We start from the raw sequence: 12338 nt of genomic DNA on the forward strand, positions 1-12338 counted from the left end.
GTGCAAAATACTTTGCGCGCGCTCCGTAGAATTTGGTATGGTCGTCTCATGCAAAACATCGCCATTTTGATCCCCGCCGCCGGCGCTTCGTCCCGGATGCGCGGTCGTGACAAGCTTATCGAAGAGGTCGACGGCCTCCCTCTGCTGCGCCGACAGGCGAAGCGGGCCATCTTTACCGGCGCGCATGTGACGGTGACCGTGCCCAGCCACGACCACCCGCGGGCCAAGGCGCTGGCCGGGCTGCCGGTGCAACTGATCGCGGTGCCCGATGCGGCGCTGGGGATGTCGTCGTCGCTGCGGCGCGGGGTCAGCTTTCTGCCGCGGGGCATGCGCGCGCTGATGATCCTGCCCGCCGATATGCCAGAGATCGAGACCACCGACATCGTGGCGCTGATCGACAGTTTTCGCGCCTCGCCCTTCCCGATGCTGCAACAGGCCACCGCCGCCGATGGCACGCCGGGTCACCCGGTGCTGTTCCCGGCGGATTGCTTTCCGGCGCTGCAACAGCTGAACGGCGACAAGGGCGCGCGCCAGGTGCTGGAGGCGAACCAACACCGCCTGCGCAAGGTCGCCCTGCCCGGCGAACGCGCCCTGACCGATCTGGACACGCCCGAAGCCTGGGACGCTTGGCGCGACGCGCAGAAACTGTCGGCCTGAGCCCTAATGCAGTGCGTAGCGCGCCATGGCGCGCCGCACGTCCGGGCCGCGAAACTCGGCCTTGGACCAGATTTCCCGCACATTGGCCGCCTTTGCCTTGGCAAAAAGGAACGGCGTCGGGAAATCGCTGACCATGACCACGGGGATTTTCGCGTACTTCGGGTGGTTGTGAAGCTCTTCGGCAAAGTCGATGCCGGACCCGTCGCTCAGGATATTATCAAGAAAGATCAGCCCCACGGGATGCGCGGAGAGACTGTCGCGCGCCGCCTTGAGGCTGGGGGCCACGCGCATGGGGATATCTGGACAGTGCCGCGCCATGACCCGCCGCATCAGTAGGCGGTCCAGTTCGGCATCATCCACGATCAGGCAAATTGGTTCTTCCTTTTGTCCCACAGCATCACCAGCGCTATACCCCACCGCCCAGCTTAGCCCCGCGCGATTTCGAAAAAGTTAACGCCCGCAAACAACAGGAAACGGGGCAGCCTGCGCCGCCCCGTTCCTTTGGTCCGTTCCGGTTGCTGTGGGGCCGCAGCCCCGTCTGCACGCGATCCATGATGGCCTTGTCCCCACATGGCCGGCCGCGCGTCGGGCAACGCCGGAACGGTCTGCATATCCGTCCCGGCTGGCGGTTACTTGGTCAGCAGGGCTGCCTCGTGCCGCTTGAGCGAGCGACGCGCCGAGCTGTACGCCTTGAGACCTTCGGCATGTTCCAGTTCCGGGAACAGTTCAAAGATTTCCTGACGCTGGGCGTTGCCGATGCCGCGCAGGGTGTAGTCGCCAGGCTGGAAGCTTTCGGTCCAGGCACCGTTCGACAGGACAACCTCGTGCTGGTCGAACATGAAGTGGATGTAGGCTACCCCGTTCGCTTCGACTTCGTCCACGCCCTCAAGGCCGGTCAGGTGCTTGGCGGCGACCAGGACTTCGCGCTCTTCAAAGTACAGAGCGGTCTTGTCGTTGGCGACCAACACGCGGTGGTTCGGCGACACGAGCATGTCATGCTCGGGCAGACCGTTCCCCAAAGCGCCCTTCTGGATCAGGATCGGCTTCATGTGCGGCTTGCGGGCCAGCTCGAAGCCGGTCAGGTCCTTGCGGCCCACCCAGCGGATTTCCTGAATGCCGTTGTCGCGGGTGATGACGCGGTCGCCGACCTCAAGGTCTTCGACAAGGCGCTCACCCTGCGGGGTGGCGATCAGGATGCCGGGGGTAAAGCAGGGCACAACCGTCTCGATGTTGAAGAAGTCCATGGTGCCGGTGACCTCGCGGTCATCGTTCAGGAATTCCACGGTGCCGTCGATGCCGTTGCCATCGCTGTCGGTGACCGCATCCACGATCCGCCAGTCGGTGCCACGCTCGCCCACCAGGGACATGTCCAGCGTATCCTGGTCGTTGCCCTCAGAGCCGCCGAACACGGTGTCGTTCGCGCCATCCGCAGCATTCGCCACGATGATCACGTCCGCATCCGCGCCGCCGTCGATGCTGTCGTTGCCAGCGCCGCCGAACAGTGTGTCGTCGCCCGCGCCGCCCAGCAGCGTGTCGTCGTCGTTGCCACCGTTGAGGCTGTCTTCGTCGATGCCGCCGTCCAGCAGGTCGTTGCCCGAGCCACCGATCAGCGTGTCGTCATCATCGCCGCCGATCAGCGTGTCGTTGCCCAGAGCGCCGATCAGGCTGTCACGGTCGTTCTCGGTGTTGACGTCGATGTCGTCGGTCAGCGTCAGCTCAGACGGGGCCGAACCGTCGATGAAGTCATCGCCCTGCCCGCCGTCGATGGTGTCCGCACCGTGGCCACCAATCAGCGAGTCGTTGCCGAGGTTGCCGGTGATGAAGTCATCGTCGATGCCGCCATCCACGGTGTCATCGCCAGCGCCCGCGTCGATGGTGTCGGCGTCATCGCCGGTCAGGATCACATCGTTGCCGGTGTTGCCCTGCACGCTGTCGCGGCCATCGTCCGGGTTCGGATCCGAGGTAAAGCCCAGCAGCGGGAAGGTGTCGTCGTCGCCTTCGTAGTCAGAGAAGGTGTCGTAGCCGACGTTGATCGTGTCGTTGCCCGCACCGCCGATGACCGTGTCCGCACCCTGCGGGTCGACCAGCAGGTCGTCGCCATCGCCCAGCGACACGAGGTCGTCGTCGATGCCGGGGTTGACGGTGTCATTGCCCGCGCCTGCCACGATGGTGTCGTCATCGTCGCCAGTGGTGATCGAGTCCGCGCCCGAGGTGCCCACAACGCTGTCGAGGTCATCGCTGGGATCGGGATCTTCGTCCAGACCATCGAACGGATCGAGCGGTTGCAGATCGTCGCTCACCGGGAAGATGTCGGCGTCGATCAGATCGTCGCTGGAGACGCCCACGGTCACCACGATCTCGCCGGTCACCGGGGTGGTGCCATCGGTCACGGTGTAGGGGATGGTGTCTTCGCCTGTGAAGTCCGCATCCGGCGTGTAGGTTACGGTGCCGTCCGGGTTCAGCACAGCGGTGCCGTTCTCGGGCTGCTCGATGCCGGTGACGGTCAGCGGATCGTCTTCGGGATCGCTGTCGTTGGCCAGCGGGTCGATGGTGACCGGGGTGCCGATGTCGGTGGTGGCTTCGTCATCCACAACTTCCGGTGCACCGTTGCCGCCGACAGTCACGGTCGCCGTTGCGGTGGCGGTTTCGCCATCGGGATCGGTGATCACGTAGTCAAAGGTATCGGTGCCGACAAAGTCGGTGTCCGGCGTGTAGGTGATGGTGCCATCGTCGTTGATGGTCACCGAGCCGTTGGCCGGATCGGTCGCCGACACGATGGTGATCACGTCGCTGTTGGCGTCGGTGTCGTTGTCCAGCACGGTCACGACAACCGGGGTGTTCACCGGCGTTGCGTCGGTGTCATCCACGGCCACCGGGGCCACATTGTCCACCGGCTCGCCCACGGTCACGGTCGCCGTTGCGGTGGCGGTTTCGCCCGCCGGATCCGTGATCGTGTAATCAAAGGTGTCGGTCCCGGTAAAGCCCGCGTCCGGCGTATAGGTGATGCTGCCATCGGGGTTGACGGTGACAGAGCCGTTGGCCGGATCGGTCGCCGACACGGTGCTGATTTCGTCGCCGTTGGCATCGGTGTCGTTGCCCAGCACGTCCACCACGACCGGGGTATCCACCGGGGTGGTCTCGGTGTCATCCACGGCCACCGGGGCCACGTTGTCCACCGGCTCGCCGACAGTCACGGTCGCCGTTGCGGTCGAGGTTGCGCCCGACGGGTCGGCAATCGTGTAGTCAAAGGTGTCGGTGCCTTCAAAGCCCGCATCCGGCGTGTAGGTGATGCTGCCATCGGGGTTGACGGTGACAGAGCCATTGGCCGGATCGGTCGCCGACACGGTGGTCAGCTCATCGCCATCCGGGTCGGTGTCGTTGCCCTGCACATAGACCACGACCGGGGTATCCACCGGGGTGGTGTCCGCGTCGTCGTTGGCAACCGGTGCGCCGTTCGGGTCGTCCTCGGTCACGGTGATGGTCACGGTGGCCGTGTCGGTTTCCAGCGACGGGTCCGCGATGGTGTAGGTAAAGGTATCCAGACCGGTAAAGCCCGCATCCGGCGTGTAGGTGATCGTGCCATCGGCGTTCACCAGAACCGAGCCGTTGGCCGGGTCGGTGGCGGTCACGGTGGTGATCGCATCGCCGTTGGGATCGCTGTCGTTGCCCAGCACGTCCACGGTGATCGCGGTGTCCACCGGGGTGGTGTCCACATCGTCCACGGCCACCGGCGCGGTGTTGTCGACTTCGCCCACTTCGATGCGCACGGTGGCGCTGTCCACCAGACCATCGGGGTCGGTGACGGTGTAGGTAAAGGTATCGACGCCCTCATAGTCGGTGTTCGGCGTGTAGGTGACGGTGCCTTCGGGGTTGACGACAACGGTGCCGTTCGCCGGCGCTTCGGCGATGGTCACGGTCAGCAGGTCGCCATCCGGGTCGGTGTCGTTTTCCAGCACGGCCACGGTGGTGGGCGTGTTGATCAGCGTCGGCTGGACGTCGTCTTCGGCGTCGGGGCCTTCGTTGATGCCATCGTCCACGGTGACGGTGACGGTGGCGGTGGCCGGGTTCCCGTCGGTGTCAGTGATCGAGTAGTCAAAGGTGTCCACACCGGTAAAGCCCGCGTCCGGCGTGTAGGTCACGGTGTTGTCCGCGTTCACCACGACAGAGCCGTTGGCCGGATCGGTCGCCGACGCCAGGGTCAGCTCTTGGCCATCGGGGTCGGTGTCGTTGCCCAGAACGTAGATCTGGATCGCGGTGTCGACGGGGGTGGTGACGATGTCGTCATCCGCGTCGGGCGCGCCTTCGGGGGCGACGGTCACGGTGACGGTCGCGGTGTCGGTGCCGCCCTGCCCGTCGTCAACGGTGTAGGTAAAGCTGTCCACCCCGGTGTAGCCCGCGTCAGGCGTATAGGTGACGGTGCCGTCGCCGTTGATCACAGCAGAGCCGTTGGCCGGATCGGTCACCGAGCTGACGGTCAGCGTGTCGCCGTCCAGATCGGTGTCGTTCGCCAGCACGGAAACGGTGGTGCTGCCGTCTTCGGCCACGGTGGCCAGGTCGTCGGTCGCCTCGGGGGCGGTGTTGTCCAGACCCACGCCCACGACCATCTCGCCGGTGTCGCTGTCGATCCCGTCGGTCACAACATAGGTGATGGTGTCGTTACCGACAAAGCCCGCATCCGGCGTGTAGGTCACGGTGCCATCGGCGTTCAGCACGGCGTCGCCGTTTAGCGGCGTGCCGATCGAGGCCACGGTCAGGGTGTCGCCATCGGCGTCGGTGTCGTTGGCCAGCGGCGTAAAGGTCACCGGGGTGCCGATCTCGGTCGAGCCGGTGTCGATCACGGCGATGGGCGCCGCGTTCGGATCTTCGGAGACGGTGACTGTCACGGTGGCCGTGTCGGTCAGGCCATCGGGGTCGGTGATGGTGTACTCGAAGGTGTCCACGCCGACAAAGCCCGCGTCCGGCGTGTAGCTGATGGTGCCATCGGACACGATCACGGCGGTGCCGTTGGCCGGGTCGGTGACGGCCACGGTTTCCAGCAGGTCGCCGTCTGCGTCGCTGTCGTTGGACTGCACCGGGATCACGATGGTCGCGCCAACGGTGGCGCTGGCCAGATCGTCGCCCGCAACCGGGGCCACGTTGTCAGAGGTCACGGTGACGATCATCTCGCCAGTGTCAGTGGCGGTGCCGTCGGTGACCACATAAGGAATGGTGTCCTCACCCACGAACCCGGTGTCCGGGGTGTAGGTGACGGTGCCGTCGGCGTTGAGCACGGCGGTGCCGTTGGTCGGATCGCCAATGGAGTCCACGGTCAGCGTGTCGCCATCCACATCGGTGTCATTCGCCAGCGGCGTCAGGATGATGTCCGCGTCTTCGGGCGTGGTGGCGCTGTCATCCACGGCCACGGGCGCGTCGTTGACCGGGTCCACGGTCACGGCGACTTCGCCGGTCGCGGTGTTCCCTGCCGGGTCTTCGATGGTGTAGCTGATGGTCGCCGGGCCGTTGTAATCCGCCGGGGGGGTGTACAGCAGCTCGCCGCCGACGATGGCCACGGTGCCCACGTCGACCGTCGCGTCTGTGATGGTCAGCGTGCCGCCTTCGGGATCGCTGTCGTTGTCCAGCACGTCGATGGTGACGGCCACGTCTTCGTCGGTGGTGATGGTGTCATCCACGGCCACGGGCGGCGCGTCGTCGCCCACGTCCACGGTCGAGAATTCCACGTCAGAGATCAGCAGGCGCTGGCTCGCGGTGTCACCGTTCGAGTAGACAAGCTCGATCGAGGCGACGGGGCCCGCGATTTCCACCAGGGCAGAGTTTGCCGCATCGGTGTAGGTGCCTTCGGCGCCGCCGGTCAGCACGTCACCGGCCACGTCCACTTCACCGCCTGCGGTGATGGTCACGGCGACCGGGTTGCCCTCGGCGTCGAAGGCGTTGATTTCAAGGATGTCTTCCCAGCCGGACCCTTCGGTGCCCTCGTCCTCGGCGTCGCCCACGTCGAGATCGTTCAGGCGGAAGGACACGTTCTGCACAGAGCTGGTGTACAGCGCATCGGTCGAGCGGAAATCCAGCGTGGTGGTCGAGGACAGCGTGGTGCCCGCGTCAGAGCTTTCGCTGAACAGCTTGAGGTGCGAGTTGGGATCGAAATCCTCACCGTCGGCCACGTAACCTTCGGCGTTGAAGGTAAAGGCCGCAGCGCCCGTTGCCTCGCCGTCAAACGAGATGTCCACAGCCACACCGCCGGTATCTACCGAAGCACTGACAGCACCGTCTGCATCTTCCAACGGCGTGCCGTACGGACCAAGCAAACTCCAATCGAGAACCAAATCAGCCATTTTCAGACCCTTTTCATACCTGACGGGGCGCACCCCAACCGCTTGTGCGGCGACAATGCCGCCGGCACTGCCCGTTTCCTCATTTGCTCGTCAGGCCTGTATGGTTTGCGAAAGGATCGCGGTCTGCCTCGTGCCCACGTCTTATCGGCGTGGACGAAGATCGCCTACGTTGCGGCTTGGTGCCTGTGCACCATCGCTTCCCTTCGCATCCCTCCGGATGCCTAACAGTTCAGCGGCCGCCCCCGTGGCCAGCAGTCTTCACCCCCCAGTTGGGCTTGGAAGTATTAATAAGGCGAACTGTGGCATCCGGGAAGAAGAAAGTGGCGCAAAGGGGGCAATGCCTGCCCGAATTGCGCCCAAAAGAGACAGAAATCGGTCAATTTTTACAGTGGGTTAGCTATAGGTTGTTTCCTATCTGGAAACATGGAAACCCGGATTTGCGCCCACCGCGCACGTATGCCGCGAAATGCAGATGCAAAGGTTAACGCATTGCGGACAATTGTCGCCAAACGCCATACAATGAAGGGGATCACATTGTGGCGCGGCGGGCCAATTGGGGCGGTGCCCCAGTCTTTCGCCCTTTGTTCGCCCCTGTGAACCAATCGCGCAAAGCGTCAAAGATTGGACATTTTGCGCCTGCGAAACCGTGAATTTATCCCGAATCATTCGACTCAAATGGGGCAGACCTGCCGCAATTCGCCCTGCCCCATTTATGCCCCATTGCGCCGCCCTGACCGTTTCCTGCCCCCTGGCCACGAAAAACCCCCGCACGCGCGGGGACGTACGGGGGCGAATTCTGCGGTGCGGCGCGATTTACAGAACGAAATCCGCGGCGCTGAGGGTCATTGCGCCGTTCAGCAACACCTCGAAGTCGGCCACCGCGTCGCCGTCCACATCGGCGCGCACCACGGTGCTGGCAGTGGTGGTAAAGTAGCGCAGCTCTCCGGCGGTGCCGCTGAACCGCGCCGTCCCCACGAATCCAAAGGCCGAGCCGGACGTCCCCACCACCGCGTCGATGGACGACAGGTCAATCTGGTCCAGCCCCACCTCGAAGTCGCGGATGATGTCGCGGTTGGCCCCGCCCGGCGCGCTTTCGGTGACGTCCTGAAACATGAACACATCCGCCGCGCCATCGCCCGGATAGCTGCCCCCGGTAAAGTCGCCGCCGATCAGCACGTCGCGCCCGTCGCCGCCGATCAGCACATCCTGCCCGTCGCCGCCGCGCAGCTGGTCCCCGTCGTCGCCGCCGTGGATAAAGTCATCGTCCTCGCCGCCAAGGATCACGTCGCGGCCAAAGCTGCCGCTGAGAAAGTCGTTGCCCGCGCCGCCTTGGATCTTGTCGTTGCCCGCCTCGCCAAAGACGGTGTCCGCACCGCCAAGGCCGAACACCGTGTCCGCCCCGGCCCCGAGCCTTAGAAAGTTCTCGCCGGTCGTGCCGGTGATCCGGTCGTTGTACTCGCCGGACCACAGGTTTTCGACGTTCAGGATGGTATCGACGCCTGCGGCGCCGGTCGCCTGCGCGGTGGTCGTGGACAGGTTCACGGTGATGCCGCCGCCAAAGCCCAGGTACAGCGCCCCGTCGACCCCGGCGCCGCCGTCAATGCTGTCATCGCCATAGCCGCCGATCAGCGTGTCGTCGCCGTCGCCGCCGATCAGCGTGTCGGCCGAAGCGCCGCCGATCAGCGTGTCGCTGTCGCGGCCCCCGACCAGCGAGTCGTTGCCGCCCTCGCCGTTGAACAGGATGCCAAAGGTCACGCCGCTGCCGTCCATGGTGTCGCCAAAGGCGGTGCCGATATACTCCTCGAACCCCATAAAGCGGTCCGTGTCCGGCCCCACCGTCGCCAGCCCCGTGGCCAGGGTCAGGGTCAGCGCATAGGCTTCGCCGGTGTAGTCCAGCACGTCCCGCCCGGTCTGCAAACCGCCGTCCAGCGTATCGCTGCCGCCGCCGCCAAGGATGGTGTCGTCGTCCAGACCGCCAAGGATGGTGTCATCGCCGCTGTGGCCTTCGATGCGCACACCGCCCGCGTTGCCGTAGATCTCGTCATTGCCCGCATCCGCGAGGATCAGCTGCGTCACCCCGTCGAGACCAAAGATAACGTCGTCCTCGGGGGTGCCGATAACCGTCTCGTTGCCCGGACCTGCTGTAATCGTTGCCATTCCCCACCTACCCGCTATGGTTGCGCTGCGCATCTGCTGCAATTTTGGTCATACGAGCAATTGGGCGCAACTCAAAGTGAACACACCGTTAACAAAACCGCGCGAATGGGGGGAACCGGGGCAGATGCCTTGCACTTCGTTAAGCTTCTTCCAATAGTTTCAATGGGGTTGGGGCAAAGCAGCCCGTGACGCCCCATGCCCACGCATCCTGTACCAGTAGTCGGAGTTATCCTTTCGATGCACCTGTTCCTGTCCACTCTCACGTTTTGTGTGCTGGCCGCGGCCCTTGTGGCGGCAGCGTTGGGGCTGGCGCATATCAAGCAGATGACCGGCGCAGAGCGCGGCGCAGGGGCGCTGTTCGTGCTGACGTTGCTGGCCTTTGCAGGGGGACTGACCGCACTGACGCTGATGACGGCCTAGCAGAGGACGACCTGACAGGCCCGATGCCACGAACGGCACGCACGTATGATCCGCATCTAGAATTCGGTGGGTGAGGCTGGTCCCCGTTTCCGGGGCGGATACCTTTAAGTGGTACCCAAGGCCGGACTCGAACCGGCACGTCCGTTAGGACGGGAGATTTTGAATCTCCTGCGTCTACCATTCCGCCACTTGGGCCTCGGGCGCTTGTCTAGCGCCCTGCGCAGGCGGCGTAAAGTCCCTTTCGGCACGCTTGACCCCAACAATTTACCATGGTCTTTCCCAAGCCAACAGGTAAAGGAATTTTCAGATGCTCCGCCGTCTTTATGATTGGACCATGGCGCAGGCCAGCGCGCCGCACGCGCTTTGGGTTTTGGCCTTTGTGGCGTTTATCGAAAGCTCTGTCTTCCCGATCCCCCCTGATGTCCTGATGATTCCCATGGTCTTGGCCGCGCCGCGCCGGGCGTGGCTGATCGCGCTGGTGGCCACCGTGTCGTCGGTCTTGGGCGGGATGCTGGGCTATGGCATCGGCTACTTCTTTTACGACACCATCGGCCAGCCGATCCTGGAGGCGATGGGCAAGGCCGAAGCGATGGAAGCCTTTAACGGCAAGTTCAACGATGTCGGGTTCTGGGCGGTGCTGATCGCGGGGATGACGCCCTTTCCCTATAAGGTCATCACCATCATGTCGGGCTGGACGGCGATGCCGCTGGGCACCTTTATCGTGACCTCAATCGTGGCGCGGGCGCTGCGGTTCTTTCTTGTGGCGGGGCTGTTGCGGGCGTTCGGCGCACCAATTCGTGACTTCATTGACCGCTATCTGGGGCTTGTCTTCACCGCCTTTGTGGCGCTTTTGTTGGGCGGCTTTCTATTGGTGAAATATCTATGACCTTGAAGAGACGAACCTATATCCTTGGGGCTGCCGCTGGATCGGCGGGGCTGCTGCTGGGCGCGCTGGGGTTTCAGTACCTGGGCGACATGCCGCCGTGCAAGCTGTGCTACTGGCAGCGCTACGGCCATGTGGCGGCGCTGGTGGCGGCGGCTGTGGCGATGGCCGTGCCGCACCGCTTGCTGATCGTGATCGGCGGGCTTGGGGCGCTGTCCTCGTCCCTCATCGGCATCTATCACACCGGGGTCGAGCGCGGCTGGTGGGAAGGTCCGACGACCTGCACCTCTCAGCCTATTGGCGGGCTTTCCGTGGACGACCTGATCGCCCAGATCGAAGCGGCTCCGCTGGTGCGTTGCGACGAAATCCCGTGGGAGATGTTCGGCCTGTCCATGGCGAACTACAACGTGCTGGTCTCGGCGGCTTTTGCGGCGCTGTGGCTGATGGCCTACAAGGCGCGCTGATTACACCGAAGGGGACGTGACACCGCCCTACCCCTCTGGCATCAAGGACACATCTTGTTGCCGGAGTTCCCCATGACCAACCGTCTGGCCATCATTTTGGGTGGCTTTATCCTTTGCGCGCTGATCGTGGACCTGTTGCTGTTCGGCACCGAGCACATGGTCTTTTTGGGCAAGCGCATGTTCCAACTCATCGAATGGGTCGCCTTCTGGCGCTGATCCCCCGGCGCATTCCCGCGCCTTTGGGTTGACATTTTCCCGCGTCGGTGATTGTTAGCGGTAACAAATTCAGACAGGGCAATGCCGCCCAGAAAAGGGGATTCCTCATGAGTGTCAAAGTCGCCATCAACGGGTTCGGTCGCATCGGTCGCAACGTTCTGCGCGCGATCATTGAATCCGGCCGTACCGACATCGACGTCGTCGCCATCAACGATCTTGGCCCGGTGGAAACCAACGCGCACCTGCTGCAATACGATAGCGTGCATGGCCGTTTCCCGGTCGAGGTCAAGCACACCGACGACACCATCGACGTCGGCCGTGGCCCGATCAAGGTGACCGCGATCCGCAACCCCGCCGATCTGCCCTGGGGGGACGTCGACGTCATCATGGAATGCACCGGCATCTTTACCTCCAAGGACAAGGTTCAGGCGCACCTGTCCACCGGCGCCAAGCGCGTGCTGATCTCGGCCCCCGGCACCGATGCGGACAAGACCATCGTTTACGGCGTGAACGATAGCGAACTGACCTCGGACGACATCGTGGTGTCCAACGCCTCTTGCACCACCAACTGCCTGTCCCCGGTGGCCAAGGTGCTGAACGACGAGATCGGCATCGTCAAAGGGTTCATGACCACCATCCACAGCTACACCGGCGACCAGCCGACGCTGGACACCATGCACAAGGATCTTTACCGCGCGCGCGCTGCCGCCCTTTCGATGATTCCGACCTCGACCGGCGCTGCCAAGGCCGTGGGTCTGGTGCTGCCGGAACTGAACGGCAAGCTGGACGGCGTGGCGATCCGCGTGCCCACGCCCAACGTCTCGGTTGTGGACCTGACCTTCGAAGCCGCCCGCCCGACCACCGTCGAAGAGGTAAACGCCGCCATTCGCGCCGCCGCCGACGGCCCTCTTAAAGGCATCCTCGGGTACACCGACAAGAAATTGGTGTCCGTCGACATGAACCACGATCCGCGCTCGTCGATCTTTCACTGCGACCAGACCAAGGTCATGGAGGGCACCATGGTGCGCATCCTGACGTGGTATGACAACGAGTGGGGCTTCTCGAACCGCATGTCCGACACCGCCGTGGCGATCGGCAAGCTGATCTAAAGGCGGTCTACCCGGATTTCAGCGGCCCGAGGGGAAACCTTCGGGCCGTTTTGCATTTGAGCGACGAAAATCAATTTTAAACCAAAGGCTCTTAGGATGGCCG

Annotated in this window: 9 protein-coding genes and 1 tRNA gene; 6 read left to right on the forward strand and 4 right to left on the reverse strand. The window is 63.8% G+C overall.

Going from position 1 to position 12338, the window contains the following annotated elements; translation table 11 throughout:
* Nucleotides 1-48 precede the first annotated feature (48 nt).
* Complete coding sequence (locus tag B9A11_RS05865) at nucleotides 49-657, forward strand: nucleotidyltransferase family protein (RefSeq protein WP_058246826.1); 609 nt, start codon at nucleotides 49-51, stop codon at nucleotides 655-657.
* Between the two features lie 3 nt (nucleotides 658-660).
* On the opposite strand, the gene B9A11_RS05870 is transcribed toward B9A11_RS05865, so the two are convergent.
* From B9A11_RS05870 to B9A11_RS05880, 3 genes are all read right to left on the reverse strand, one after another.
* Nucleotides 661-1017 (reverse strand): response regulator, encoded by a 357-nt coding sequence (locus tag B9A11_RS05870; protein ID WP_234988743.1) that lies wholly within the window; start codon nucleotides 1015-1017, stop codon nucleotides 661-663.
* A 269-nt stretch (nucleotides 1018-1286) separates the two neighbouring features.
* Nucleotides 1287-6986 (reverse strand): Ig-like domain-containing protein, encoded by a 5700-nt coding sequence (locus tag B9A11_RS05875; protein ID WP_058246825.1) that lies wholly within the window; start codon nucleotides 6984-6986, stop codon nucleotides 1287-1289.
* Nucleotides 6987-7799: 813 nt separating this feature from the next.
* Nucleotides 7800-9143 (reverse strand): calcium-binding protein, encoded by a 1344-nt coding sequence (locus tag B9A11_RS05880; RefSeq protein ID WP_058246824.1) that lies wholly within the window; start codon nucleotides 9141-9143, stop codon nucleotides 7800-7802.
* 237 nt (nucleotides 9144-9380) lie between these two features.
* Here B9A11_RS05880 and B9A11_RS05885 point away from each other — a divergent pair, with 237 nt between their 5' ends.
* The gene (locus B9A11_RS05885; protein ID WP_058246823.1) at nucleotides 9381-9563 is read left to right on the forward strand and encodes a hypothetical protein; all 183 of its coding nucleotides are present in this window, start codon (nucleotides 9381-9383) and stop codon (nucleotides 9561-9563) included.
* A gap of 109 nt (nucleotides 9564-9672) precedes the next feature.
* Here B9A11_RS05885 and B9A11_RS05890 read toward each other — a convergent pair.
* Nucleotides 9673-9758: transfer RNA gene (locus B9A11_RS05890), tRNA-Leu, on the reverse strand.
* A 112-nt stretch (nucleotides 9759-9870) separates the two neighbouring features.
* On the opposite strand from B9A11_RS05890, the gene B9A11_RS05895 reads away from it, so the two are divergent.
* The 4 genes from B9A11_RS05895 (at nucleotide 9871) to gap (ending at nucleotide 12235) form a co-directional block, all read left to right on the forward strand.
* Nucleotides 9871-10449, forward strand: a complete 579-nt coding sequence (locus B9A11_RS05895) for a YqaA family protein (RefSeq protein WP_058246822.1) — start codon at nucleotides 9871-9873, stop codon at nucleotides 10447-10449.
* Nucleotides 10446-10910, forward strand: coding sequence for a disulfide bond formation protein B (locus tag B9A11_RS05900; protein ID WP_058246821.1), 465 nt, complete (start codon nucleotides 10446-10448; stop codon nucleotides 10908-10910). Before B9A11_RS05895 ends, B9A11_RS05900 begins: the two co-directional genes overlap by 4 nt.
* 72 nt (nucleotides 10911-10982) lie before the next feature.
* Nucleotides 10983-11126 (forward strand): hypothetical protein, encoded by a 144-nt coding sequence (locus B9A11_RS21585; protein WP_058246820.1) that lies wholly within the window; start codon nucleotides 10983-10985, stop codon nucleotides 11124-11126.
* A gap of 107 nt (nucleotides 11127-11233) precedes the next feature.
* Nucleotides 11234-12235, forward strand: coding sequence for a type I glyceraldehyde-3-phosphate dehydrogenase (gap, locus tag B9A11_RS05905; protein WP_058246819.1), 1002 nt, complete (start codon nucleotides 11234-11236; stop codon nucleotides 12233-12235).
* Nucleotides 12236-12338 lie beyond the last annotated feature (103 nt).

This window comes from Tropicibacter naphthalenivorans, assembly GCF_900176475.1.
Classification (GTDB): Bacteria; Pseudomonadota; Alphaproteobacteria; order Rhodobacterales; family Rhodobacteraceae; genus Tropicibacter; species Tropicibacter naphthalenivorans.